Source organism: Pseudomonas sp. P1.8 (assembly GCF_001269805.1).
Classification (GTDB): Bacteria; Pseudomonadota; Gammaproteobacteria; order Pseudomonadales; family Pseudomonadaceae; genus Aquipseudomonas.
The window spans coordinates 1-24,188 of record NZ_LHVM01000024.1 but is presented as its reverse complement, the minus strand read 5'-3'; the positions used below and the strand labels follow the sequence as shown (position 1 = coordinate 24,188).

Sequence of the window (24,188 nt, the reverse complement as noted above, 5' to 3'; positions counted from 1 at the left end):
GTAGCGCAGTGGCGCCAATGCGCCCAAACACACGATGTGACAAACGGCTGCAGGTCGTCGGGTACGGGATGTTCAGAGCCCTCGCTCGTCAGAGGATTTTTTTAGACGTGCCCAGGCGTGGCTGGCGGCTCTATAATGCTCCGCAGTTTTCCGTCCCCGTACAGGTATCCCTTATGAAACGTCCAAGTGGTCGCGCTGCCGATCAGCTCCGCTCGATCCGCATCACCCGCAACTACACCAAACACGCCGAGGGTTCTGTACTGGTCGAGTTCGGTGACACCAAAGTCATCTGCACCGTAAGCGTCGAAAACGGCGTACCACGTTTTCTCAAAGGTCAGGGCCAAGGCTGGTTGACTGCTGAGTACGGCATGCTGCCGCGCGCCACCGGCGAGCGTAACCAGCGTGAAGCGAGCCGCGGCAAGCAAGGCGGCCGCACCCTGGAAATCCAGCGCCTGATCGGCCGTTCCCTGCGCGCCGCGCTGGACATGTCAAAGCTGGGCGACGTGACCCTGTATGTCGACTGCGACGTGATCCAGGCGGACGGTGGTACCCGCACTGCGTCCATCACCGGCGCCATGGTTGCACTGGTCGACGCCTTGAAAGTGATCAAGAAGCGCGGCGGCCTGAAAGGCGGCGACCCGCTCAAGCAAATGATCGGTGCCGTATCGGTCGGTATGTATCAGGGTGAGCCAGTGCTCGACCTCGACTACCTGGAAGATTCGGCTGCCGAAACCGACCTGAACGTCGTGATGACCAGCACCGGCGGTTTCATCGAAGTCCAGGGTACCGCCGAAGGTGCACCGTTCCAGCCTGAAGAGCTGAACGCCATGCTGGAGCTGGCGAAGAAAGGCATGAACGAAATTTTCGATCTGCAAAAGGCTGCACTGGCTGACTGACTGGATGGTTCCACGCAAGGAGGATGTTATGAGTGATGAACAATTGCCGCTTCCCACGCCGAGCCGTGAGGTTCGCCAATGGGCCATGTTTTGTCACTTGTCCGCCTTGCTGGGGATCTGGATTCCGTTCGGTACTTTGATCGGCCCGCTGATTCTCTGGCAGATGAAACGCGAGATGGATCCGTTCGTCGATGCGCAAGGCAAGGAGGCGCTGAACTTCCAGATTACCGTCGCGATTGCTTCGGCCATCTGCTTCTTGCTGATGGTGGTGATTGTCGGGTTTTTCCTGTTCGGTCTGGTGGCGATTGGTGCGTTGGTGCTGACGATCATTGCCGGGGTTAAGGCCAATGAAGGGTTTCCTTACCGGTATCCTTTTACCTGGCGATTGATCAAATAACGATCAGTGAAGGTCCCCTTGCAGAAAGCGGATCATTGCCCACAAAAAAGCCGACATCGCTGTCGGCTTTTTTGTGTCTGCGAAACGGCGCTTAGATCGTAAGCGTCCAGTCGTAGTCCACGATCAGCGGTGCATGTTGCGAGAACCGCGGCTGTCGTGGCAGGCGCGCACTGCGTACAAAGCGGCGCAGGCCCGGGGTCAGCAACTGATAGTCGAAGCGCCAACCGAGGTTGAGCATTTCCGCCTGTTCGTTGTCCGGCCACCAGCTGTACTGGTCGCCTTCACGACTGACTTCCCGCAAGGCATCGACATAGCCCATGTTGCCCACAATCTCGTCCATCCAGGCGCGCTCAGGCGCCAGGAAACCCGGTGATTGCTGGCTGTCGCGCCAGTTCTTGATGTCCAGCTTCTGTTGCGCCACATACAGCGAGCCACAATAAATGTACTCGCGGCGTTTGCGCCGTTGCTTGTCCAGGTACTTGGCGAAGTCGTCCATGAGCTTGAATTTCTGGTTCAAGTCTTCATCGCCGTTCATGCCGGACGGAAGCAACAAGGTTGCAATACTGACTTTGTCGAAATCGGCTTGCAGGTAGCGCCCGTAGCGGTCGGCCGTCTCGAAACCGAGACCGCTGATGACAGCCTTCGGTTGCAACCGCGAGTACAAAGCCACGCCACCTTGGGCGGGAACTTCGGCATCGCAGGCATAAAGGAAGTATCCATCCAGTTGGAAGGCTGGATCGTCCAGTTCAAAGGCGGAGGCACGGGTGTCCTGCAGGCAGATGACGTCGGCATTCTGTGCCTGCAGCCAACTGAGCAAACCTCGCTCGACTGCAGCCTGAATACCATTGACGTTCACACTGATGATCCGCATAAATGGCCCCAAAAATCGCGTGCGTGTATGATACACGGCGTCAAGCTAATTAGCTAAATCCGTGGTATTTGGGGTTTTTTACATGCAAGCGTATCAGCGCGATTTCATTCGTTTTGCCATCGATCGCGGCGTTTTGCGCTTCGGTGAGTTCACCCTGAAGTCCGGGCGCACCAGTCCTTACTTCTTCAACGCGGGCCTGTTCAACTCGGGTTCGGCGCTGGCACAGCTGGGGCGTTTCTACGCCGCAGCCATTGCTGAAAGCGGTATCCCCTTCGACGTTCTGTTCGGTCCGGCCTACAAAGGCATCCCGTTGGCAGCTACCACTGCCGTGGCGTTGGCCGAGCATCACAACCGTGACCTGCCTTGGTGCTTCAACCGCAAGGAAGCCAAGGCCCACGGCGAAGGCGGCAGCCTGGTTGGCGCGCCGCTGACCGGTGATGTGCTGATCATCGACGACGTGATCACCGCCGGCACTGCTATTCGCGAGGTGATGCAGATCATTGCCTCCCAGGACGGCGCCAAGGCCGCTGGTGTGCTGATCGCCCTGAACCGTCAGGAGCGTGGCAACGGTGAATTGTCGGCGATCCAGGAAGTGGAGCGTGACTTCGGCATTCCGGTGATCAGCATCGTTTCGCTGAACCAGGTGCTGGAATTCCTGGCTGACGACCCGCAGCTCAAACAGCACTTGCCTGCCGTTGAAGCGTACCGCGCGCAGTTTGGCGTTTAGCTGTAAGCGGCGTAAAAAAAGACCCCGTTCAGCTCGGCTGAAGGGGGTCTTTTTTATTGCCTCGGTTTTTTTTACCCATTCGGATACGGATCTTTTACCGCGTCACCCTGGCCCGTCAGAATTTTCCAGCCATGGCGCAAATGTGGGGTTTTACGCATTTGCGGGCATGGCGGCATCGAGGTTTTTGCCTGATTCGAGTACTGATGGCCGCAGTCCACGCACGTATAAGTGCCCGCCGAAACATCGCTGCCGTAAGGAACGTAGTCTTTTTGCATGGATAGATCTCCTGTGTGTAGAGAGAAGATCCTAGGCGGAGTATTTCTTTTCCGATGTCAGACGTTTCGCTGTAACAGGTCGGACATTTCCTGAGCGCATAAAAAGAGATCGCAGACTTCGTCAGCTCCTACAGATTTTTCGTACATCCGAAAATTCTTTGTCGTAGAAACCGCCGAAGGCTGCGATTTTTTCTGGATATGAATCAGTGACGCTTGCGATTGCTGATCAGCGTGCCCACACCGGTGTCGGTGAAGATTTCCAGCAGGATCGCGTTCGGTACGCGACCGTCGATGATCAACGAACTGCCCACGCCGCCCTGGACCGCTTCCAGCGCACAACGGATCTTTGGCAGCATGCCGCCGTAGATGGTGCCGTCGGCGATCAGATCGTCGACCTGTTGGGTGGTCAGGCCGGTCAGGACCGTCCCCGACTTGTCCATCAGGCCCGCGATGTTGGTCAGCAGCATCAGTTTCTCGGCCTTCAGCGCTTCGGCTACTTTTCCGGCTACCAGGTCCGCGTTGATGTTGTACGACTCACCGTTGGCGCCGACGCCGATGGGGGCGATCACCGGGATGAAATCACCTTTGACCAGCAGGTTCAGCAGGTCGGTGTTGATCCCGACCACTTCGCCGACGTGGCCGATGTCGATGATTTCCGGGGTCGTCATTTCTGGCGTCTGGCGGGTGACAGTGAGCTTCTTCGCGCGAATCAGTTCGGCGTCTTTACCGGTCAGGCCAATGGCGCTGCCGCCATGACGGTTGATCAGGTTGACGATGTCCTTGTTGACCTGGCCGCCCAGGACCATTTCCACAACGTCCATCGTCGCGGCGTCAGTGACGCGCATGCCGTCGACGAAATGGCTCTCGATCGACAGACGCTTGAGCAGGTCGCCGATTTGCGGGCCACCACCGTGAACCACTACCGGGTTGATGCCTACGGCCTTCATCAGCACGATGTCGCGGGCGAAGCCGGTTTTCAGCTCCTCGCTTTCCATCGCGTTGCCGCCGTATTTGATCACCAGTGTCTTGCCGACATAACGGCGGATATAAGGCAGCGCTTCGGACAGGACCTTGGCGGTGTTGGCGGCGGCTTCGCGTTCGAGGGTCATTCAGGGCTCCGGGTGAATCAGAACGGTAGTTGGAGATCAGGTGCAACACGCTTCAGCTGGACTTTGAAAACGTCCTTGATGCGCTGCAATTCAGCCTCGTCATCGGCCTCGAAGCGCAGCACCAGCACCGGTGTGGTGTTGGAGGCGCGCACCAGGCCCCAGCCTTTGGCATAGTCGACTCGCACGCCGTCAATGGTGGTCAGGTCGGCGCCTGCGCCCCACTGCGCGTCGTGCAATGCATCAATGATGCTGAATTTGCTCTCTTCGGTCACATGGATATTGATTTCCGGCGTAGAAATATCGTTCGGGAAGGTTGCGAACAACTCTTCGGCCGAGGATTTTTCCTTGCTGAGGATCTCCAGCAACCGCGCGGCGCTGTAAATGCCGTCGTCGAAACCGAACCAGCGCTCCTTGAAAAAGATGTGCCCGCTCATTTCGCCGGCCAACAGGGCGCCGGATTGTTTCATTTTCTTTTTGATCAACGAGTGACCAGTCTTCCACATTAGCGAGCGGCCACCATATTCCTTGATCAGAGGAATCAGGCGACGGGTGCATTTGACGTCGAAGATGATTTCCGCGCCTGGGTTGCGCGCAACCACGTCGCGGGCGAACAGCATCAGCAGGCGGTCCGGGTAGACGATGCTGCCGGTGTTGGTGACCACGCCGACGCGATCACCATCGCCGTCGAAGGCCAGGCCGATATCGGCGTTGGTTTCCTTGACCTTGTTGATCAGGTCCACCAGGTTTTCAGGCTTGCCCGGGTCCGGGTGGTGGTTCGGGAAGTTGCCATCGACTTCGCAAAACAATGGGATGACTTCGCAGTTCAACGCTTCGATCAGTTGCGGAGCGATCACACCTGCCGCGCCGTTGCCGCAGTCGACGACCACTTTCAGGCGACGGGCCAGCTTGATGTCCTGGACGATTTCAGTGGTGTAGCGGTCGAGGATCTCGACCTGGGTGATGCTGCCCTGACCGCTGCTCAGGTTGTGGGTCTTGAGGCGGTCGTGGAGGGCCTGGATCTGTTCGTTGGCCAGGGTGTCGCCGGCAATGACGATTTTGAAACCGTTGTAGTTCGACGGGTTGTGGCTGCCGGTCAGCATCACACCGGATTTTCCGGCCAGCACGTTCGCGGCGTAGTACAGCGCCGGGGTCGGCACGAGGCCGACATCACTGACGTGGCAGCCACTGTCGGCGATGCCTTTGATCAGTTGCGCGACCAATTCCGGCCCGGACAAGCGCCCGTCGCGACCGACGGACACGTTCGGTTCGCCTTGGGCCAGGCTTTGGGAGCCGACAGCACGGCCGATCCAGTAAGCAGTTTCAGCGTTCAGGAATTCCGGGACGGTACCGCGAATATCGTAAGCGCGGAAAATGCTGTCAGGGAACTTGGGTGCGACGTTTGCCGGGGTGTTCATCTGTGGAAATGCTCCATCTCGAAAGTGGTTGGACAGGTTGTCGAAATATTTGGCGACACGTTCAAACTGAAGAGTATGACGGCGCTTTCCACAGAGAGTTCGTCGTGCGAAAGGGCCATGACAGCGGAATTGACGGATATCAGGCCATGCAATGCCTTGATTTTCAGTAGCTAACCTTGCAGAGACAGTATGAAATTCCTGGAGCGCAAGCTCGCTCTTTTGTAGGAGCTGCCGAAGGCTGCTCCTACAAAAGAGCGTGCCGGATCAATGGCTGCCGGTATGGCCGAAGCCGCCCGTGCCGCGGTCAGTCTCGACGAACTCTTGAACCATCTCGAAGTGCGCTTGAACAACAGGCACCAGCACCAGTTGCGCCAAACGCTCGCCAACCGGCATGGTGAATTCGGTCTGGCCACGGTTCCAGCAGGAAACCTGCAGTTGGCCCTGATAATCGGAGTCGATCAGACCAACGAGGTTGCCCAGCACGATGCCGTGCTTATGGCCCATTCCCGAGCGCGGCAGAATGAGCGCCGCGAGGTTCGGATCGCCTATGTAAATCGACAGGCCGGTAGGAATCAGCACCGTTTCCCCCGGTTTGATCACGATGTCCTTTTCCAGCATGGCCCGCAGGTCGAGGCCGGCGGAGCCAGACGTAGCGTATTGCGGCAGCGGGAATTCGGTACCGAGGCGGGGGTCGAGGATTTTGGCTTGCAAAGCGTGCATGTAAATTAAACCTGGTTCAGACGTTCGGCGATAAAAGTGATCAGCTGGCGAGCAATCTTGCTCTTGCTGGTCTGAGCGAAAAGTGTGGCATGAAGCTCACGGTCGATCACGCTGCAGGCGTTTTCTTCGCTGTTGAAGCCAATGGTCGGGTTGGCGACATCGTTGGCGACGATCAAGTCGAGGTTCTTGTCTTTCAACTTGCGCGCAGCGTAATCGAGCAGGTGTTCGGTTTCGGCGGCGAAACCGACACTGAACGGGCGATCGGGGCGTGTGGCGATGCTGGCCAGGATGTCCGGGTTGCGCACCATTTGTAGTAGCAAGCCGTCGCCGCTCGTAGGATCTTTCTTGAGTTTTTGCGGGGCGACGACTTCCGGGCGGTAATCCGCGACGGCAGCCGAGGCAATGAAAATGTCGCAGGGGATCGCGGATTCGCACGCGGCCAGCATGTCGCGGGCACTGACCACGTCGATACGCGTAACGCGATCCGGGGTCGGCAGGTGTACGGGGCCAGTGATCAGGGTCACGCGGGCGCCGGCTTCCACCGCGGCTTCGGCCAGGGCAAAGCCCATTTTTCCGGAGCTGTGGTTGGTGATGTAGCGCACCGGGTCAATGTTTTCCTGGGTCGGACCCGCTGTGATCAGCACGTGTTTGCCGGTCAGCGCCTGACGCTGGAAACAGTCGGCAGCGAGTTGGGCGAGGTCGGTGGCTTCGAGCATGCGCCCAAGGCCTACATCGCCGCAGGCCTGGCTGCCTGACGCTGGACCGAAGACCTTGATGTCGCGGCTTTCGAGGGTTTGCAGATTGGCTTGAGTCGCCGGGTCGCGCCACATGGCCTGGTTCATGGCCGGGGCAACAGCCACGACCGCGTCCGTGGCCAGCACCAGCGTGGTGAGCAGATCGTCGGCAATGCCTTGGGCCAATCGGGCGATCAGGTCCGCGGTAGCGGGAGCGATCAGCACCAGATCAGCCCACTTGGCCAGCTCGATGTGGCCCATCGCAGCTTCTGCCGCCGGGTCCAACAGGTCCAGATGGACCGGATGCCCAGACAGGGCCTGCATGGTCAGCGGGGTGATGAATTCGGCCCCACCACGGGTCATGACCACGCGCACTTCAGCGCCCTGGTCGATCAGGCGGCGAACCAGGTCGGCGCTCTTGTAGGCAGCAATACCGCCGCCGACACCCAGAACAATGCGTTTCCGATACAGCCGCTGCATAGGCCTGCCTTTCATTTCGTTGATGACTGCATGGCGATACCCCCTCCCCAGGAGTGAAATCGCCCGCAAAAAGATGGGCTACGATATCACAGCGACCGCTACGGAACAGCGGCGCCCACAGACAGGGAGATGCTATGAGTATTCGCGATTGGCCGGTGGCGGAGCGGCCGCGGGAGAGGTTGCTGGAACGGGGCGCGGGAAGTCTTTCGGACGCTGAGTTACTGGCTATTTTTCTACGAACGGGCGTGGTGGGTAAAAGCGCAGTCGATCTGGCGCGACACCTGCTGAATCAGTTCGGCAGCCTGCGCACGCTGCTCGAAGCGGATCAGGAAACGTTCAGCAAACAACTTGGGCTGGGGCCGGCCAAGTTTGCTCAATTGCAGGCTGCTCAAGAAATGAGCAGGCGCCATCTGGCCGAGCGGGCGCGGCAAAAATCGGCCCTCGAGAATCCGCAGGCCGTTCGCGATTATCTGAAATCGATGCTGCGCCACGAGCCCCATGAGGTGTTTGGCTGCCTGTTTCTGGACTCCAGGCATCAGGTGTTGACCTTTGAAGTGTTGTTTCGCGGTTCCATCGACAACACCAGCGTCCATCCGCGAGAGGTGGTCAAGCGCGCCTTGGCCAACAATGCTGCGGCGTTGATCCTCTGCCACAATCATCCGTCGGGCAACAGCGATCCGAGTCAGGCCGACCGGGTTCTGACCAGGCGCCTGCAAAAAGCGCTGGAGTTGATCGACGTGCGGATACTCGACCATTTCATCATCGGCGACGGTGATCCGCTGTCGATGGCGGAGTATGGGTGGATGTAACGGAATACACGCAGACATTTGTAGGAGCCGGCTTGCTGGCGATGAGGCCAGCAGATCCGGCGTAGGTGCTGAGCGTGACGACGATATCGCCAGCAAGCCGGCTCCTGCAAGCTGTGGGTGTAGCGGTTACTTCAGGTCAACCTTCGAATAATCCTGGCGGCCGAACGGGCTCACCGAATACCCCTCGACATCCTTGCGCGTCAACGCGAAGGCAGTCGGATGCGCCAGCGGCAGCCACAACGCCTGCTGCTGAATCTGGGTCTGCGCCTGTTCGTAAAGTTTGGTACGAACACCTTGCTCTCCGGTGGTCTTGCCAGCGCTGATCAGCTTGTCCAGGTCCTGGTTGCAGTAACGGGCAAAGTTGGTACCGGACTTGACCGCAGCGCAGGAAAACTGCGGTGTGAGGAAGTTGTCCGGGTCGCCGTTATCGCCGGCCCAGCCCATGAACAGGATGTCGTGCTCGCCCGCCTTGGCGCGACGAATCAGCTCGCCCCATTCGATCACGCGAATTTCGGCCTGAATGCCGATTTCCGCGAGATCGGATTGCAGCATTTGGGCGCCGAGGCTTGGATTGGGATTGAGCAGGCTGCCCGACGGACGGGTCCATATCGTGGTCTGGAAGCCCTCCTTGAGTCCGGCCTTGGCCATCAATGCCTTGGCTTTTGCCACGTCATGGGGATAGCCGGGCAAGCTCTTGGCGTAGCTCCAGGTGTTGGGCGGGTACGGCCCGCTGGCAGGCTCGGCGGTGTCTTCGAACACGGCTTTGACGTAGTTGGCTTTGTCGAAGGCGAGGTTGATCGCCTGACGCACTTCAGGTTTATCCAGCGGTGGGTGCTGGCTGTTGAGGGCGACGAACGCGGTCATGAAGGCGTCAGTCTTTTCCACTTTCAACGTCGGTTCTTTCAGCGCGGCTTGTACGTCCAGCGGTTTGGGTGACAGAGCGATCTGGCACTCGTTACGGCGCAATTTCTGCAACCGCACGTTGGCGTCCGGCGTGATCGCGAAGATCAGCGGATCGACCGCAGGTTTGCCACGGAAATAGTCGGCGTTGGCCTTGTAGCGAATCGAGGCGTCTTTCTGGAATCGGGTGAAGACAAACGGACCTGTGCCGATCGGCTGACTGTTGAGTTTCTCCGGCGTTCCGGCCTTGAGCAGTTTGTCGGCATATTCGGCCGAATAGATCGAGGCGAAACCCATGCTCAGGGTTGGCAGGAATGTCGAGTCCGGATGATCGAGCGTGAAGCGCACAGTCAACGGGTCAAGGGCATCGATCTTCTTGATCAGCGCAGGCAATTGCATCGATTGCGCATGCGGGAAGCCGCTTTGGGCAATTTTGTGCCATGGATTGGCGGGGTCGAGCATGCGGTCGAAGCTGAAAATAACGTCTTCGGCGGTTACATCGTGGGTAGGCGAGAAGTATTCGGTGCGGTGGAACTTCACTTGCGGGTGCAATTTGAAGATGTAGACCAGACCATCGGGACTGACCTCCCAGCTGTCGGCGAGGCCGGCGACTACCTTGCCGCTGGCGGTGTCAAAGTCCACCAGGCGGTTCATCAGCACGTCGGCCGAGGCGTTGGTTGTCGTCAACGAGTTATATTGCACCACGTCGAACCCTTCCGGGCTGGCCTCGGTGCAGACGCTCAGGGCGGCGGCCTGGGCCAGCGGGCTCAGCATCAAAGGGGCAAGCAACAGCGATAGGGCAGCGAGGCGCATGGTCGGATTCCTTTACAGATCGAAGGCCCATCTGCAAGTGCAGTCTGGAAAAGGCTTACCCTAGTGGGCTCCATTGCAAATGACTATCCCCTTTTTCATTTTCGGGGGAGTATGGCGCCTGATTTTGCTGTGCGGCGGTTTTGAAATGCCCCCGGTTGGCAAGCTGGCCAATTCTCTGCGACGAGTGGTCGGCATCGGCGATAGCCTTTGTCCAAAGCCCTTGGCGCCCGAAAAATGGGGTTTTTGCGAATTCAATGCACACTGAATGTTGTTGCTCTCTAGTCTTTCTGGTATAAAGCAGCGCTCTTTTCTAGGGGCCCGGTTCCTTCGTTTGTAGGTGTAGCCGGTAAGACCCTTAAAGAAACGCGGCGCCTGGCGCCAAATGACTGAGAGATTAAGCGGCCAACCCATGCCGGGTTGGGCATGTGGTTTAGAGGGCTGAGGCATGTCTAGAGTCTGTCAAGTTACCGGTAAGGGTCCGGTGACTGGGAATAACATTTCCCACGCAAACAACAAAACCCGTCGTCGTTTCCTGCCGAACCTGCAGCATCACCGCTTCTGGGTTGAAGAAGAGAAACGTTTCGTGCGTCTGCGCGTATCTGCCAAAGGCATGCGTATCATCGACAAGCGTGGCATTACTGTCGTGCTGGCCGAAATCCGCAAAGCTGGCAAGATCTAAGGGAGCTAATCATGCGTGAATTGATTCGTTTGATTTCGAGCGCCGGTACTGGTCACTTCTACACTACCGACAAGAACAAGCGCACTACTCCGGACAAAATCGAGATCAAGAAATTTGATCCGGTTGTTCGCAAGCACGTGATCTACAAAGAAGGCAAAATCAAGTAATTGATTTTTCCTTCTTACGAAAAAGGCCCGTATCGCGAGATACGGGCCTTTTTTGTTGCCTGGATTTTGTGGTGCCTGTCAGGGCCTCAAGCCTTCTGTTCAAACGCCACATAAATCTTGCGGCACGGTTCCAGCACTTCCCACGTTCCTTTGAATCCGGCCGGGATCACAAAGCGATCACCCACGCGCAGGGTCTTGGCGTTGCCCTCGTTGTCGCGTAGCACTGAAACACCTTGAACGATTTCGCAGTATTCGTGTTCGGTGAAGTTGACGGCCCATTGGCCGACCTCCGCTTCCCACACGCCAGCGTTCAATTGCCCGCACGGGCTGTTGTAGTGGTTGTAGAGCGTTTGTTCAGGGTCGCCCTTGAGCACTTTTGCCGGGTCAGGGTGGTAGCGCTCGGGTTCCGTAGTGGCCTGGCTGAAGTCGACGACGTTATTGATGCTCATTGTTGTATGCCCCCGTGATTGCGACGCGAGTGGTTGATTTGGCCAAAGTCTATGTTTATTAAAATGAACATCGCAAGGCCGTTTGCCAGCGTTATGTCAAATATATTGAAACTTCATGTGCGGCTGGTTTAGGGTGGCGGTTGCCTTGGGCCGAAAAAGCAGGCTGGCCGGGCAGAATTCCTGACAGCACCCGCGAAGAACGCGGGTGTCGTATTCAATAAGAGGAGGACACTCGTATGACCACCCTGACCCGTGCCGACTGGGAGCAACGCGCCCGCGACCTGAAAATCGAAGGCCGCGCCTACATCAATGGCGAATACACCGACGCTGTGTCCGCCGAGACGTTCGAGTGCATCAGCCCGGTCGATGGCCGTCTGCTGGGCAAGATCGCCAGCTGTGACGCCGCCGATGCCCAGCGCGCCGTGGAAAACGCCCGCGCCACCTTCAACTCCGGTGCCTGGTCGCGTCTGGCACCAGCCAAGCGCAAATCCACCATGATCCGTTTCGCCGGTCTGCTCAAGCAGCATGCCGAAGAGCTGGCCCTGCTTGAAACCCTCGACATGGGCAAGCCGATCAGCGACTCCCTGTACATCGACGTTCCCGGCGCGGCGCAAGCGCTGAGCTGGAGCGGTGAAGCCATCGACAAGATCTACGACGAAGTCGCTGCCACCCCGCACGATCAGCTGGGTCTGGTGACCCGCGAGCCGGTTGGAGTGGTTGGCGCCATCGTGCCGTGGAACTTCCCGCTGATGATGGCTTGCTGGAAACTCGGCCCGGCGCTGTCCACCGGTAACTCGGTGATCCTCAAACCGTCGGAAAAATCCCCGCTGACCGCCATCCGCATCGCGGCGCTGGCCGTTGAAGCCGGTATTCCGAAAGGTGTGCTGAACGTGCTGCCAGGCTATGGTCACACCGTCGGCAAGGCCTTGGCCTTGCATAACGACGTCGACACCCTGGTGTTCACCGGTTCGACCAAAATCGCCAAGCAACTGCTGATCTACTCCGGCGAGTCGAACATGAAGCGCGTCTGGCTCGAAGCCGGCGGCAAGAGCCCGAATATTGTATTCGCCGATGCCCCGAACCTGCAGGACGCTGCCGAAGCCGCTGCCGGTGCCATCGCCTTCAACCAGGGCGAAGTTTGCACCGCTGGTTCGCGCCTGCTGGTGGAGCGTTCGATCAAGGACAAATTCCTGCCGCTGGTGATCGAGGCCCTGAAAACCTGGAAGCCGGGTAACCCGCTGGACCCGGCGACCAACGTCGGCGCACTGGTGGACACTCAGCAGATGAACACCGTGCTGTCCTACATCGAATCGGGCCACACCGACGGCGCCAAACTGGTGGCTGGCGGCAAGCGCATTCTGGAAGAAACCGGCGGCACTTACGTCGAGCCGACGATTTTCGACGGCGTGAGCAACGCGATGAAAATCGCCCAGGAAGAAATCTTCGGCCCGGTTCTGTCGGTCATCACCTTCGACAGTGCTGAAGAAGCCATCGCGATTGCCAACGACACGCCTTACGGCCTGGCCGCTGCGGTCTGGACTGCCGACATCTCCAAGGCTCATCTCACCGCCCGCGCCCTGCGTGCCGGTAGCGTGTGGGTCAACCAATACGATGGCGGCGACATGACCGCGCCGTTCGGTGGCTTCAAGCAGTCCGGCAACGGTCGCGACAAGTCATTGCACGCGTTCGACAAGTACACCGAGCTGAAGGCGACCTGGATCAAGTTGTAAGGCGTTAAGGGGCGGCCTGTTCCGGTAGCAGGCCCCCCGAACGACGCAGATCCCTTGTGGGAGTGAGCCTGCTCGCGATAGAGGTGTGACAGTCGACGAAAGTGTTGAATGTTGCTCCGTCTTCGTGAGCAGGCTCGCTCCCACAGTGTTTTGTGCCGTCCGTAAAAACAATAATTTTCCACAGGAGCGTGGAACATGCGTTGGGCGACGTATTTTGCCGTGTTGGCGTCTGTCTTGAGTGTTGGCCTGGCCCTTGGGGTCAGCATGCCACTGGTGTCGTTTCGCCTGGAAGGCTGGGGATACGGATCGTTTGCCATCGGTGTAATGGCGGCGATGCCGGCCATTGGCGTGTTGCTGGGGGCGAAAATCTCCAGCCATCTGGCGGCACGTTTCGGCACGGCGAATCTGATGCGCCTGTGCCTGTGGGCCGGGGCGGTTTCCATCGGATTGCTGGCACTGCTTCCGAGCTATCCGATATGGCTGGTGCTGCGGTTGATGATCGGGGTGATCCTGACCCTCGTCTTCATCATCGGTGAAAGCTGGATCAATCAACTGGTAATCGAGCAATGGCGCGGACGCTTGGTGGCGCTGTATGGCAGCTGCTATGCGCTGAGCCAGTTGGCCGGGCCGGTGTTGCTGGGGTTCATGGGTACCGATCACGATTATGGTTTTTGGGTGGGCGTCGGATTGTTGATGGGCGCGCCATTTCTGTTGCTCGGCCGTAGCGGTGCGCCGAGTAGCGAGGCCAGCAGCGTGACCCTTTCTGATTTGTTGGCTTTCTGTCGTGGTTTGCCAGCGATTGCCTGGGCGGTTTCGTTGTTTGCGGCGTTCGAAGCGATGATCCTGACGTTGTTGCCGGTCTACTGCCTGCGCCAGGGCTTTACCACGGAGATCGCTTTAGCAATGGTCAGCACCGTGGTCGTCGGCGATGCGATTCTGCAATTGCCGATTGGTGCCCTGGCTGATCGCTTGTCACGGCGTGCATTGTTCACCGGTTGTGCGGTGGTCCTGTTGGTGGCGAGTCTGGCGATCCCCATGCTGATCGATACGCTGCTGATCTGGCCGTTGTGGGTACTGTTCGGCGCCAGTGCTGGCGGGCTGTTCACTTTGTCGCTGATCCTGATCGGCGAGCGTTATCGCGATGATGCGCTGGTGCGGGCCAATGCGCATATCGCCCAGCTGTGGGGGATTGGTTGTCTGATCGGGCCACTGTTGGCGGGTGCTGGCAGTCAATGGGTCAGCGGGCATGCGTTGCCGTTGTTGATGGCGGTTGGGGCCCTGGGCGTGTTGATAGTGGTGTCGCGGCAAGGGGCGTTTGGTACGGTGCAAGCGGCTTAGAATCAAAGATCAAAAGATCGCAGCCTTCAGCAGCTCCTGCGTCGGTTGCGATCTTTTACAACATCCTCTCCAGCCCGACCGTATTGCTCAGCCACGCATTGAACCGCCGCCACCAACTCCCCGGTTCTTTGGTCAGGGTGTGCATCTTGCCGTCGTCTTCAGTGGTCCAGACGATCTGGTCGTTTTCCAGCTTCACCTGATAACTCAGGGCGGGTGCCATGCCTTGCAATGCCAGTTCGCGGACCCGAGCGGCCAGTTCGGGGCTGTCGACCAGAACGCCGACTTCGGTGTTCCACAAGACCGAGCGCGGGTCGAAATTGAACGAGCCGATGAAGGATTTCCGCTGGTCGAAGATGATCGCCTTGCTGTGCAGGCTCGAATCGGATTCGCCATAGGACCGGCTGGAAAACAGGCGAGGCCCACTACCGCTTTCATCGCCGGGCTGGCGGCGCAGCTCAAACAGCTGCACACCGTGCTCCAGCAGGGCTCTGCGATAAGGCGCGTAGCCGCCATGCACCGCCGGTACGTCCGTAGCCTCCAGCGCGTTGGTCAGCAGGCGCACCGATACGCCGGCGTCGGCGCGTCCGGTCAGGTAAACCAGCCCTTGCGGGCCCGGCACGAAGTAGGCCGAGACCATGATCAGTTCTTTGCTGACGCCATCGAGTTCCGGTGCCAACTGAGTGGTCAGCAGCAAGTGCGGATCGGGCTCGCCATCGGCCAGTACCTTGCTCGGCGCATCCCACAACACCTGGTTGTTCGCCCAGATCAGCTCTTTACGCCAGTTATCAAGGCGCGGTTCGGTGCGGTAGACCATCAGGCGTTGATAGAGGGCGTGATTTTGTCTGCGTGATTGCTCCAGGGACTCTTCCAGTCGGGTGCGCGTGTTTTGCAAATCCTCTGCCGTTGGCTTGGTCGACATGAACTCGTCGATCGGCTTGCTCAGCGCGCTGTTCCAGTACTGGTCGAAACTCTGCCCCAACTGCTCGGCGACCGGGCCGACACCGAGCAAGTCGATGTCGGTGAAGTTCATGTTGGGCTCGGCATCGAAATACTCGTCACCCAGGTTACGCCCGCCAACAATGGCCATGCTGTTGTCCGCCAGCCACAGCTTGTTGTGCATGCGCCGGTGTTGCAGTGACAGGTTGAAAAACCGCCCCAAAGTGCGCGTAACGCCGGTGCTGCGACCGAGATGCAGGGGGTTGAACACGCGGATCTGAATCTTGGGATGGGCTGCCAGGGTCGCAATGGTGCGATCCTGGCCGTCGCTGGTTGTGTCGTCGAGCAAAATGCGAACGCGTACGCCACGGTCGGCAGCCTTGAGCATTTCCTCCACCAGCATGCGTGTGCTGATGCCGTCATGCACGATGTAGTACTGCAGATCGAGGCTGCTTTGGGCTTTGCGAATCAGCTCGGCCCGGGCGGTGAAGGCATCAGTGCCGTCAGACAGCAAGCGAAAACCCGATTGTCCCTGATAAGGCGCAGCCTGCGCCTTGACCGAGCGGCCGAACGCGGACTCTGTCGCCGGCAGTGCCTGGCTGGGGTCAACTTGAATGTCGAAGTTGGCGCAACCGCCCAGAAACGAGGCAAGTAGCACAAGAGCAAGCAGGGGCTGTCGGAGTCGCACGTCAATCGTCTCGAATCGAGGCATAGCGCGAAGTATGGCATGTCCGTTGGCTGCGTGAATGGGCGACGGATTTTTACCTTGGTCATTACCTCTGAGTGATCACCAACAGGCGAACTACAGAAACAGTGGTGATTTCTATCGGGCTTCGACGTTTACTCCTACAGATCAATCCTACGTAACCCGAGACTATAAATTCGCTTGATTGGACTGCAGGTCGTTAAGCTGATTAATGATTTGCATAGTTGTTACTACATTTATCAACAGGATGTTGTGATGAAAAAGGCAAACATTGTTGTAACTTTTGTTTTTAGCGCCTTTCCTCTGATGGCCATGGCTGAAAGCGCTGATTTAAATGTGATTGGAACTATCATTCCGACCTCATGCGTGCCGGCATTCCAGGGCGGGGATACCGTGGATTTGCGCAAGATTTCCGCAGCGACGCTTAACAAGACAACGCAAACCATACTGCCCGAGCGCGATATCTCTCTGTATATAAACTGCGATGCGCCGGCGTCAGTCGAGGTCTCAGTCAGGGATAACCGTGAGGCAACAAAGTTGCCGGGAATACATGACGGTGCCGGGCAAAGTAATCCGGCACTTTTCTACGGTATTGGCGAGATTAATGGCACGCGAATCGGTGGATTTGGTTTGCGCTATCGGATCCCTGATGCCGATGGAAGAGCTCAAGTACTGCTGACCCGGACAGTGGCCAATCCGTTGTGGCAATCGCCTACGACCGGCTTGGTGGGTAACGCACCGGCGTTTTATTCCTGGGGCGCAAACGTTGCCAGCGGCCCGATCGCGGCAAGGCATCACAATTTCCCGATGAGCCTGGTACCCATCATCGGGCCCAGCGATGCGTTGCCGATCGCTAACGAAATTCCGCTCGATGGCTCCGTGACGTTCGACATGTTCTATATCTGACGGCACCAGCCCCGGGTGTCGTTCGGCACCCGGTTTTTGCCTGCCGCCCTTGTCTTGATGAATTCTGGAAATCCATATGTCTAGGTTGTTTAACGACCCGGTCCTGCATGGTTTGTTTCTGTTTCTGTTGTTGTCCACTCCCGTTGCTCAGGGAGCAGGGATGGTGCCGCAGACACCCGTGCTGGTCATCGAAGAGCGCATTGGTGAGTCCACCATGAATGTCAGAAATACCGATGCACGACCTGCGCTTCTGTTCACCAGCGTAGAAAACGTAGCTGAAGATGATGAGCTATTGCTGGTATTCACCCCGCCGGTGGCGCGCGTCGAGCCAGGAGCTGTACAGCAAGTGCGATTTATCCTGCAGGCCGTTCAGCCGTTGCAGGTCGAGCGGCTCAAACGAGTGATTTTCGAAGGCGTCAGCCCTGTTGCAGGCGCGGATGGCTCGCGTGTCAGTCTGGGTGTTCGACAGAACTTGCCGGTTATTATTCGTCCCTCTGGTCTTCCGATAGAACGGGAGCCGTGGAAGTTGCTGCGATGGTCACAGGCAGGCAATCAATTACGTGTGAGCAACCCCAGCCCTTATGTCGTCAGGTTGGCCAAGGCTGTTGTGCCATTGCCTGGCGGTATATCGGTGGACCTGCCGCGGCCATACCTTTTACCCGGTGAGCGTCTGAACGTTGCAATGCAACCGGGGGGTGCGTTAAACACAACGACTGTACGGATTTTTCCGGCAACAACTTATGGATTTTCTGTTCAGCATCATGATTCGCCGGTTGGTCGTTGATGTCCTCGGCGGTAACGCGATGGCTTGGCGGTCTGATGTTGGTTTTGTACGGGTTGCCGACAATGGCTGCCGAGTCTGTAGTGTTTGATCCCCTGGTGCTCAAGGCTCGTGGGATTGATCCGGCACTGGCTGAGCTTTTTCGGGATGCACCGCGATTTCTGCAGGGCCCGCGCTCTGTTGGGTTGGCGGTCAATGGCCAGCCTAAAGGGCGCATCAAGGCCACGTTCGACGAGCAAGGTCGCCTCTGTTTCGATCCGCAGTTGCTGAAAGCAGCTGGGGTGCGTGCTCCTGCTCATGCTCCTGCATCGGCGCTTGATTCGACGCAATGCCCGACATTTGCCGATAGCTTCCCCGCCGCAGTGGTCAGCCTTTATCCCGGTGTGGAGCAGGTCGATATTTTAGTGCCGACCAATACCTTGCTGCCGATCGAAAGGGCGTCGCGCAAGTTTGCCCGTGGTGGCATGGCGGGCTTGGTCAACTATGACGTATTGGTGCAAAGCAGCGAGTCCGCTGGGCAGCGAAGGGATTATCGAAGTGTCGCCTCGGAAATAGGAATGAATGCCGGGGATTGGGTGTTGCGCAGTCGACATTCCTATACCGAATCTTCCGATCACGCAGGTTTTGAGCACCTTTATGCCTACGGTGCGAGAACGCTGGAATCATTCGACGCTACCCTGCAGATTGGCCAATTGAACATGACCTCCCCCTTGTTTGCCGGTGAGTCGTTCACCGGCATGCAACTGCAGCCAGATCGCGCTTTCGCCCGTTTGAACGACAGGGGTCGGGGAGCTCGTAGCCGGGTCGAAGGTGTGGCGTATTCGGCGGCGCGTATTGAGGTTCGCCAAAACGGTGTGATGATCTTCACGACAATGGTGCCCAGTGGGCCGTTCGTATTCACAGAGTTGCCATTGTTGAGCAGTCAGTTGGATCTGGAGGTGACGGTGCACGAGGAGGATGGGCGTCAACGGCAATTTCGGGTGCCGGCCGAGGGACTGTATGACGCGGATTTCGGTACCCCGTCGGGTTTCAATTTCGCACTGGGTCAGGTGCGACGTTCGCAGCAGGATGGGCGTCAGACGCCAGCATTCGCGGCGTTCAGCACAGACCTCGACTGGAGCAGGGGCACGCGTATGTCGGGTGGCGTAATGGGCGCAACCGGCTACTTGTCATCGGGCTGGGGTCTGCAGCAACAATGGTCAGTTGGTGTGACCTCGGGTATTCGGCAGGTATTGTCCAATGAGCTGTCGCAGGGGCAGCGTGGCCATCAGTTACAAATGACAACCAGTGTGGCGCTATCGGCAAATCTGTCGGCGAGTATTTTTGCCGCACGCGCGAGCGAAGGATTTCGCACGCTTTCAGATACTGGCTGGAACCGTCACCAGCAAAGACCCGAGTACCGCGGGCGGGATCAATGGGTCTTCTCTCTCAATGGCTCGACCGAGCGTTGGGGGGCACTGGGCGCGAATCTGTCGCGGTACACCAGCGCCTATGAGCCAGCGCAAACAAGGTTAGGACTCTCCTGGTCAAGAATGTTGCCGCAGAGGACGACCTTGTCGCTGACGCTGGAACGAGATGTCGGAGCAACGGAAGAGCGTCGCGGAGGCAGTTCGGCTTATCTGACACTTGCCGCTCCCTTGGGCGGGCAGCGCCGGATACGCAGCTACTTGCGTGACGATGAGCGATCAGGGGTACGTAGTGGGGTGGTCATCAGTGATTCCGTGAGCGAAACACTGGCCTACAGCGTCAGCGGTGAGCGTCGCGAAGATGGCCAGTCGAGCATGGGGGCGCGGCTTGGCGTACTGGCACATTACTCAAGCCTCGATTTCGGCTACAGCCGGCGGCCTGGCTCGACCAGCTTCGATACAGGGGCACGGGGCGCAGCAGTGTTCCATCCTGATGGCGTGACACTTTCGCCATATGCTGTGAGTGACACTTTTGCCGTGCTCAAGGCAGGCGATTCGGCCGGACTGAAGTTGCACACGCCACAAGGTCCGGTCTGGACCGACGGCAAGGGGCGGGCGGTAGCGGCAACCTTGCCGGCATACAACACTGGGAGGGTGGAGATCGATTCCCTCAGCCTGCCGCGTAACGTCGATGTACTCAACGGTTTTCAGGAAGTCGAAGCCAGTCGAGGCTCGGTGCAGTATCTGGATTTTTCTATGGTGAATGTAAGGCGTTTGCTCTTGCAGGCCAGGACAGCGGATCGACAGTGGTTAGCGCAGGGAGGGGCGGTCCATGATGCGCAGGGCCGGTTCCTCACGACGGTACTGGACGCCGGCACCATCTTTCTGAGCGATTCAAAGCCTGGCCAGGTTTTGCATGTGCGCCGAGGGGGCGTAACTCACTGCGTTCTAACGTTACCGCTGACCGAACCAGCGGCTACCGGGGACGAGCTGTATGAGCGTGCCGACGCCCTATGTCATGAACCGACCCTGTCCTGATCGAGTGCTGCCTTGAAACCCATTGTTATCTTGCTCTTGGTTCAATTGTTTTTTGCCCCGTCATCGGTATCGGCTCGTGAGGCGTGCGACCTGCGCCTGACTCCGAATCAACTGGATTACGGATCAGTAACCCGAGGCGCGCTGTTGAAGATGCCTGCTGCAGATGACGCTGACTTGAGTTTCGGCAGCCGCCGGATTCATATGTTGATTCAATGCCCTGAGCCTCAACCGATGGTATGGCGATTCATCGCGCCACGGGCCGACCCGCAGCGTTTTCGCTGGGGAGCAGGGACCATGCAATTACGTATTGTGGCGGTGCAGCTGGATGGACTTGCCGTGCATTGGAGGCGTGAATCTGGCGAGCCCTTGGAGGCAGACCTGCTGCGTCCGGGAGATCGGGTCATACCGTGGCGCGCCGGCATGGCCGGTGAGGGATTGCGTCTGGATGTCGAGCTGGAAGTCGATGCCCGGTTGAGCGACCCCACCAGTCGGGTCAACGACCTGACACGGTTTGAAGGCGGCGGCAGGTTCCAGCTGAACTAGAAGTCCTGTGCCAACAGCATGCTCGCCATCGAACCGACCTTACGCACCGCTTCTTCAATCTGCGGAGTTGGTTTGGCCGCGTAGTTCATGCGCAGGCAATTGCGGTACTTGCCCGAAGCGGAAAAAATGCTGCCGACCGCAATCTGTACGCCTTGATCGTGCAAGGCTCGATTCAGTTTCAACGTATCGAAGCCTTCCGGCAGTTCGACCCACAACATAAAGCTGCCTTGGGGGCGACTGGCTCGGGTCCCGGCGGGAAAATAGCGGGTCACCCAATCGATCATCATGTCGCGATTACGCTGGTATTGCGTGCGCATCCGCCGTAAATGGGGTTCGAAGTGCCCGCTCTTGAGAAATTCGGCGATTGCAATCTGCGGTTGCGGCGCTGTGGAGCCGGTGCTGATGTATTTCATGTGCAGCACCCGTTCCAGATAGCGGCCGGGCGCAACCCAACCGATGCGCAGTCCTGGCGCCAGCGTCTTGGAAAACGAACTGCAGAGCAACACTCGACCGTCCTCGTCGAAAGACTTGATCGTGCGCGGACGCGGGTAGGTGTAGGCCAGTTCGCCATACACATCGTCTTCGATGATCGCGACATCAAACCGCTGGGCGAGCGTCAACAACGTGCGCTTGCGTGACTCGGGCATGATGTAGCCCAACGGGTTGTTGCAGTTGGGGGTCAACTGTATGACCTTGATCGGCCATTGCTCCAGCGCCAGTTCCAGTGCTTCGAGGCTGATCCCGGTCAGCGGGTCGGTGGGGATTTCCAAGGCTTTCATGCCCAGGCCCTTGAGGGTCTGCATGGCGCCGTGAAAGCTTGGCGAGTCCACCGCCACGATGTCACCCGGTTCGCAGATCGCCCGAACGCTGGTGGACAGCGCTTCGTGGCAACCGGTGGTGACCACCAGATCGCCGGCGCCCAGCTGGCAGCCGGAATCAAGCATGAGGCGGGCGATCTGTTCGCGCAGTTCGAGGTTGCCGTGAATGTTGTCGTAATACAGGCCGGGCATGTCCTGGCGCCGACTGATGCGTGCCAGGTCGCGCAACAGCGGTTTCATGGTCGGCGAGGCGATGTCCGGCATTCCGCGACCCAGTTGCACCACGTCCTTGCGCGGCACCGCGCGGATCAGCTCCAGCACTTGATCCCATTGGGAAATATCCACCGGACGCTGGGCTGGACGACCTACTGCGGGCAGGTCGGGCAGCTCACGGCTGGCCGGAACGAAATACCCGGACTTGGGCTTGGGCATAGCCAATCCGCTGTCTTCCAGTACTCGATAGGCCTGCTGCACCGTGCTCAGGCTGACCCCATGCTCGACGCTCAATGCCCGCACCGACGGCAGCCGGTCACCGGGGCGATAGAAGCCCTGTTCGATACGTGTGCCGAGCAATTCGGCGAGGTTGACGTAAAGGGTCATGGCGCAGCCTCGGTATAGGTGATTCGGTAGACCGGTACAGATGACGCAGAAATACGCCATTCAGCCGGAAAAACGGCAAATCTGTATTGAGTTAATACAGGTTGTTTGAATCTGTAATGCTTTTTCTCGCCCACGCATCATGGAACCTCTGGCTACCCAAGTAAACAGGAGCAAACAACATGAACGGCTTGAGCGATGTGCGGCTGACGTTACACAGTCAGGAACTGGAGACAGGGCAGAAGGACAACGCACGCCATGCGCTGATGCGCAATGCGCCGTCCGGCCTGAGTCGCTGGGATCTGTTCTGGCGGCGCCTGCACACGCGCAAGGCATTGCTGGCGCTGACGCAGGATCAGCTTAAGGATATCGGCCTGACACGGGAGCAGGCGCGGGAGGAGGGGTTGAAGCCATTCTGGCGCCTGTGAGATGAACCGCGTTCCCTACAGGTGAAGGGCGTTCAGCGAAGCTCTTTCAGCCGATGCCACAACATCCCCAGCGCCAAAAGCGGCGAGCGCAGATGCTTGCCGCCGGGGAAGGTGATATGCGGCACCTTGGCGAACAAATCAAAACCACCGCCGTGCTGGCCGCTGATGGCTTCGGCCAGCAACTTGCCCGCCAGGTGCGTGGCATTCACGCCATGACCGGAATAGGCCTGGGCGTAATACACATTCGGCTGATCCTTTAACCGGCCAATCTGCGGCAGGCGATTGGCGCCGATGCCGATCATGCCGCCCCATCGATACTCGATCTTCACGTCAGCCAACTGCGGGAAAACCTCGAGCATTTTCGGGCGCATGTACGCGGCGATGTCTTTCGGGTCGCGGCCTGAGTAATGACAAGCGCCACCGAACAGCAGGCGCCGGTCCGCCGAGAGACGGTAATAATCCAGTGCCACCCGTTGATCGCACACAGCCATATTTTGCGGCAGCAAAGCGTGGGCGACTTCTTCGCTCAATGGCTCGGTCGCAATGATGTAGCTACCGGCTGGCAGGACTTTGCCGCTGAGTTCGGGGTTGAGCCCACTCAGGTAAGCGTTGCAGCCCAGCACCAGTGTCTTGGCGCGGACCGTGCCCTGGGCGGTGTGGACCTTGACCTCGGGTCCGTAGTCGATGCGCGTGACGGTCGATTGCTCAAATAGTTTTACGCCCAATTGCTGCGCAGCGGCAGCTTCGCCCAAGGCCAGGTTCAGCGGATGCAGATGCCCGGAACCCATGTCAACCAAGCCGCCGACATAGCGCCTGGAGCCAACCACGGTGTGCATTTCATTGGCTTGCAGCAAACGGGTCTCGTAGCGGTAGCCGAGGCCGCGCAGTTCTTCGGCATCTTCGGCGAAGCCCTCAAGGTCCCGGGGCTTGTTGGCCAGATCGCAGTAGCCCCACGTCAGGTCGCAGGGAATCTGAAAACGCTCGACGCGCTGGCGGACGATTTCTACGGCTTCCAGCCCCATGAGTTTCATCTGCCGAACACCTTCGTCCCCGACGATGTTGGCGAACTGATCGAGACCGTGGCCGACGCCGCGTATCAGCTGCCCGCCGTTGCGCCCGCTGGCACCCCAGCCGATTTTATGGGCTTCGAGCAGCACCACACTCAGACCGCGTTCGGCCAGTTCGAGTGCCGTGTTCAACCCGGAAAATCCTCCGCCGACCACACAGACATCGGCCAGGACTTCGCCATTGAGCGCCGGATATTCCGGCTGCGGCAGACTGCTGGCAGCGTAGTAAGAAGCGGTGTGCTGATGGCTTGGGACAGGCTGTTGCGCACGGGCGGTCATGTGCATGTTCCTGGTTTTTGCGTTTAGAAAATTTGCCGGAGCATAAGCCGGACTTTCCCAGGCGGGCAACATTGGTCGGGTGGCGCTGTCTGGAACGCGGGTTTTACGTCAGAATCCCGGTCTATTCCACATTCGGTCACCGCTTCAATGAGCTGCAACAGTCAGACAATTCGC

At 58.6% G+C, this 24,188-nt stretch carries 23 protein-coding genes and 1 pseudogene; 13 read left to right on the top strand and 11 right to left on the bottom strand.

Annotated features, from left to right (window positions below; genetic code table 11):
• Positions 1–173: 173 nt before the first annotated feature.
• Positions 174–896: a ribonuclease PH gene (gene rph, locus AD668_RS26505; protein ID WP_047535109.1), complete on the top strand. Its 723-nt coding sequence runs from the start codon at positions 174–176 to the stop codon at positions 894–896.
• Between the two features lie 28 nt (positions 897–924).
• Positions 925–1,293, top strand: coding sequence for a DUF4870 domain-containing protein (locus AD668_RS26500; RefSeq protein WP_053163883.1), 369 nt, complete (start codon positions 925–927; stop codon positions 1,291–1,293).
• A 91-nt stretch (positions 1,294–1,384) separates the two neighbouring features.
• Here the strand turns inward: AD668_RS26500 and AD668_RS26495 are convergent, their stop codons facing one another.
• Positions 1,385–2,164, bottom strand: a complete 780-nt coding sequence (locus tag AD668_RS26495; protein ID WP_053163881.1) for an exodeoxyribonuclease III — start codon at positions 2,162–2,164, stop codon at positions 1,385–1,387.
• An 82-nt stretch (positions 2,165–2,246) separates the two neighbouring features.
• On the opposite strand from AD668_RS26495, the gene pyrE reads away from it, so the two are divergent.
• Positions 2,247–2,891 (top strand): orotate phosphoribosyltransferase, encoded by a 645-nt coding sequence (gene pyrE, locus AD668_RS26490; protein WP_011336558.1) that lies wholly within the window; start codon positions 2,247–2,249, stop codon positions 2,889–2,891.
• A 71-nt stretch (positions 2,892–2,962) separates the two neighbouring features.
• Here pyrE and AD668_RS26485 read toward each other — a convergent pair whose 3' ends face one another.
• The 5 genes and pseudogenes from AD668_RS26485 to coaBC all read right to left on the bottom strand — a co-directional run bounded on the left by AD668_RS26485 (position 2,963) and on the right by coaBC (position 7,624).
• Positions 2,963–3,166 carry a hypothetical protein gene (locus AD668_RS26485; protein WP_053163879.1) on the bottom strand — a complete coding sequence of 68 codons (204 nt, stop codon included), beginning with the start codon at positions 3,164–3,166 and terminating at the stop codon, positions 2,963–2,965.
• A 203-nt stretch (positions 3,167–3,369) separates the two neighbouring features.
• Complete coding sequence (gene argB, locus AD668_RS26480; protein WP_053163877.1) at positions 3,370–4,275, bottom strand: acetylglutamate kinase; 906 nt, start codon at positions 4,273–4,275, stop codon at positions 3,370–3,372.
• Positions 4,276–4,292: 17 nt separating this feature from the next.
• Positions 4,293–5,669 (bottom strand): annotated as a pseudogene (locus tag AD668_RS26475) (phosphomannomutase/phosphoglucomutase); the annotation flags it as partial.
• A 285-nt stretch (positions 5,670–5,954) separates the two neighbouring features.
• On the bottom strand, positions 5,955–6,410 hold the full coding sequence (dut, locus tag AD668_RS26470; RefSeq protein WP_053163874.1) for a dUTP diphosphatase: 456 nt from the start codon (positions 6,408–6,410) through the stop codon (positions 5,955–5,957).
• A 5-nt stretch (positions 6,411–6,415) separates the two neighbouring features.
• Positions 6,416–7,624 (bottom strand): bifunctional phosphopantothenoylcysteine decarboxylase/phosphopantothenate--cysteine ligase CoaBC, encoded by a 1,209-nt coding sequence (gene coaBC, locus AD668_RS26465; RefSeq protein WP_053163872.1) that lies wholly within the window; start codon positions 7,622–7,624, stop codon positions 6,416–6,418.
• Between the two features lie 134 nt (positions 7,625–7,758).
• Between coaBC and radC the strand changes: the two genes are divergently transcribed.
• Positions 7,759–8,433 carry a DNA repair protein RadC gene (gene radC / locus AD668_RS26460; RefSeq protein WP_053163870.1) on the top strand — a complete coding sequence of 225 codons (675 nt, stop codon included), beginning with the start codon at positions 7,759–7,761 and terminating at the stop codon, positions 8,431–8,433.
• Positions 8,434–8,559: 126 nt separating this feature from the next.
• Here radC and AD668_RS26455 read toward each other — a convergent pair whose 3' ends face one another.
• Entirely contained in the window at positions 8,560–10,146 is a 1,587-nt protein-coding gene (locus AD668_RS26455; RefSeq protein ID WP_053163868.1) for an ABC transporter substrate-binding protein, read from the bottom strand.
• Between the two features lie 445 nt (positions 10,147–10,591).
• Between AD668_RS26455 and rpmB the strand changes: the two genes are divergently transcribed.
• On the top strand, positions 10,592–10,825 hold the full coding sequence (rpmB, locus tag AD668_RS26445; RefSeq protein WP_007894701.1) for a 50S ribosomal protein L28: 234 nt from the start codon (positions 10,592–10,594) through the stop codon (positions 10,823–10,825).
• Between the two features lie 11 nt (positions 10,826–10,836).
• Complete coding sequence (gene rpmG, locus AD668_RS26440) at positions 10,837–10,992, top strand: 50S ribosomal protein L33 (protein ID WP_007894709.1); 156 nt, start codon at positions 10,837–10,839, stop codon at positions 10,990–10,992.
• Positions 10,993–11,078: 86 nt separating this feature from the next.
• Here rpmG and AD668_RS26435 read toward each other — a convergent pair whose 3' ends face one another.
• Complete coding sequence (locus AD668_RS26435) at positions 11,079–11,441, bottom strand: cupin domain-containing protein (RefSeq protein ID WP_053163864.1); 363 nt, start codon at positions 11,439–11,441, stop codon at positions 11,079–11,081.
• 236 nt (positions 11,442–11,677) lie between these two features.
• On the opposite strand from AD668_RS26435, the gene AD668_RS26430 reads away from it, so the two are divergent.
• A complete protein-coding gene (locus AD668_RS26430) occupies positions 11,678–13,171 on the top strand; it encodes an aldehyde dehydrogenase (RefSeq protein WP_053163862.1) in 1,494 nt (497 codons plus the stop codon).
• 195 nt (positions 13,172–13,366) lie between these two features.
• Positions 13,367–14,509 (top strand): MFS transporter, encoded by a 1,143-nt coding sequence (locus AD668_RS26425; RefSeq protein WP_053163860.1) that lies wholly within the window; start codon positions 13,367–13,369, stop codon positions 14,507–14,509.
• 55 nt (positions 14,510–14,564) lie between these two features.
• Here the strand turns inward: AD668_RS26425 and AD668_RS26420 are convergent, their stop codons facing one another.
• Positions 14,565–16,133: a phospholipase D family protein gene (locus AD668_RS26420; protein WP_156322398.1), complete on the bottom strand. Its 1,569-nt coding sequence runs from the start codon at positions 16,131–16,133 to the stop codon at positions 14,565–14,567.
• Positions 16,134–16,406: 273 nt separating this feature from the next.
• Between AD668_RS26420 and AD668_RS26415 the strand changes: the two genes are divergently transcribed.
• The 4 genes from AD668_RS26415 to AD668_RS29615 all read left to right on the top strand — a co-directional run bounded on the left by AD668_RS26415 (position 16,407) and on the right by AD668_RS29615 (position 20,825).
• Positions 16,407–17,057, top strand: a complete 651-nt coding sequence (locus tag AD668_RS26415; RefSeq protein ID WP_053163857.1) for a DUF1120 domain-containing protein — start codon at positions 16,407–16,409, stop codon at positions 17,055–17,057.
• Between the two features lie 76 nt (positions 17,058–17,133).
• On the top strand, positions 17,134–17,841 hold the full coding sequence (locus tag AD668_RS26410; RefSeq protein WP_053163854.1) for a fimbria/pilus chaperone family protein: 708 nt from the start codon (positions 17,134–17,136) through the stop codon (positions 17,839–17,841).
• Positions 17,842–17,903: 62 nt separating this feature from the next.
• Entirely contained in the window at positions 17,904–20,282 is a 2,379-nt protein-coding gene (locus AD668_RS26405) for a fimbria/pilus outer membrane usher protein (RefSeq protein WP_172681867.1), read from the top strand.
• A 294-nt stretch (positions 20,283–20,576) separates the two neighbouring features.
• Positions 20,577–20,825, top strand: coding sequence for a hypothetical protein (locus AD668_RS29615; RefSeq protein WP_156322397.1), 249 nt, complete (start codon positions 20,577–20,579; stop codon positions 20,823–20,825).
• On the opposite strand, the gene AD668_RS26395 is transcribed toward AD668_RS29615, so the two are convergent.
• On the bottom strand, positions 20,822–22,243 hold the full coding sequence (locus tag AD668_RS26395) for a PLP-dependent aminotransferase family protein (RefSeq protein WP_053163848.1): 1,422 nt from the start codon (positions 22,241–22,243) through the stop codon (positions 20,822–20,824). The two genes, AD668_RS29615 and AD668_RS26395, sit on opposite strands and share 4 nt — an antisense overlap.
• A gap of 179 nt (positions 22,244–22,422) precedes the next feature.
• Here AD668_RS26395 and AD668_RS26390 point away from each other — a divergent pair, with 179 nt between their 5' ends.
• Positions 22,423–22,668, top strand: a complete 246-nt coding sequence (locus AD668_RS26390) for a DUF1127 domain-containing protein (RefSeq protein ID WP_053163846.1) — start codon at positions 22,423–22,425, stop codon at positions 22,666–22,668.
• Between the two features lie 32 nt (positions 22,669–22,700).
• Here AD668_RS26390 and AD668_RS26385 read toward each other — a convergent pair whose 3' ends face one another.
• Positions 22,701–24,014, bottom strand: a complete 1,314-nt coding sequence (locus tag AD668_RS26385) for an FAD-binding oxidoreductase (RefSeq protein WP_053163843.1) — start codon at positions 24,012–24,014, stop codon at positions 22,701–22,703.
• Positions 24,015–24,188 lie beyond the last annotated feature (174 nt).

Excerpts from the sequence above, each read along its gene's own strand:
- AD668_RS26385 (WP_053163843.1), bottom strand. The coding sequence starts at position 24,014 with ATGACCGCCCGTGCGCAACAGCCTGTCCCAAGCCATCAGCACACCGCT.
- AD668_RS26485 (WP_053163879.1), bottom strand. The coding sequence starts at position 3,166 with ATGCAAAAAGACTACGTTCCTTACGGCAGCGATGTTTCGGCGGGCACT.
- rph (WP_047535109.1), top strand. The coding sequence starts at position 174 with ATGAAACGTCCAAGTGGTCGCGCTGCCGATCAGCTCCGCTCGATCCGC.
- AD668_RS26435 (WP_053163864.1), bottom strand. The coding sequence starts at position 11,441 with ATGAGCATCAATAACGTCGTCGACTTCAGCCAGGCCACTACGGAACCC.
- dut (WP_053163874.1), bottom strand. The coding sequence starts at position 6,410 with ATGCACGCTTTGCAAGCCAAAATCCTCGACCCCCGCCTCGGTACCGAA.
- AD668_RS26430 (WP_053163862.1), top strand. The coding sequence starts at position 11,678 with ATGACCACCCTGACCCGTGCCGACTGGGAGCAACGCGCCCGCGACCTG.
- rpmG (WP_007894709.1), top strand. The coding sequence starts at position 10,837 with ATGCGTGAATTGATTCGTTTGATTTCGAGCGCCGGTACTGGTCACTTC.
- AD668_RS26395 (WP_053163848.1), bottom strand. The coding sequence starts at position 22,243 with ATGACCCTTTACGTCAACCTCGCCGAATTGCTCGGCACACGTATCGAA.
- AD668_RS26425 (WP_053163860.1), top strand. The coding sequence starts at position 13,367 with ATGCGTTGGGCGACGTATTTTGCCGTGTTGGCGTCTGTCTTGAGTGTT.
- rpmB (WP_007894701.1), top strand. The coding sequence starts at position 10,592 with ATGTCTAGAGTCTGTCAAGTTACCGGTAAGGGTCCGGTGACTGGGAAT.
- pyrE (WP_011336558.1), top strand. The coding sequence starts at position 2,247 with ATGCAAGCGTATCAGCGCGATTTCATTCGTTTTGCCATCGATCGCGGC.
- AD668_RS29615 (WP_156322397.1), top strand. The coding sequence starts at position 20,577 with ATGCAATTACGTATTGTGGCGGTGCAGCTGGATGGACTTGCCGTGCAT.
- AD668_RS26390 (WP_053163846.1), top strand. The coding sequence starts at position 22,423 with ATGAACGGCTTGAGCGATGTGCGGCTGACGTTACACAGTCAGGAACTG.
- AD668_RS26495 (WP_053163881.1), bottom strand. The coding sequence starts at position 2,164 with ATGCGGATCATCAGTGTGAACGTCAATGGTATTCAGGCTGCAGTCGAG.
- AD668_RS26410 (WP_053163854.1), top strand. The coding sequence starts at position 17,134 with ATGTCTAGGTTGTTTAACGACCCGGTCCTGCATGGTTTGTTTCTGTTT.
- AD668_RS26405 (WP_172681867.1), top strand. The coding sequence starts at position 17,904 with ATGGCTGCCGAGTCTGTAGTGTTTGATCCCCTGGTGCTCAAGGCTCGT.
- AD668_RS26415 (WP_053163857.1), top strand. The coding sequence starts at position 16,407 with ATGAAAAAGGCAAACATTGTTGTAACTTTTGTTTTTAGCGCCTTTCCT.
- AD668_RS26500 (WP_053163883.1), top strand. The coding sequence starts at position 925 with ATGAGTGATGAACAATTGCCGCTTCCCACGCCGAGCCGTGAGGTTCGC.
- radC (WP_053163870.1), top strand. The coding sequence starts at position 7,759 with ATGAGTATTCGCGATTGGCCGGTGGCGGAGCGGCCGCGGGAGAGGTTG.
- AD668_RS26455 (WP_053163868.1), bottom strand. The coding sequence starts at position 10,146 with ATGCGCCTCGCTGCCCTATCGCTGTTGCTTGCCCCTTTGATGCTGAGC.
- coaBC (WP_053163872.1), bottom strand. The coding sequence starts at position 7,624 with ATGCAGCGGCTGTATCGGAAACGCATTGTTCTGGGTGTCGGCGGCGGT.
- argB (WP_053163877.1), bottom strand. The coding sequence starts at position 4,275 with ATGACCCTCGAACGCGAAGCCGCCGCCAACACCGCCAAGGTCCTGTCC.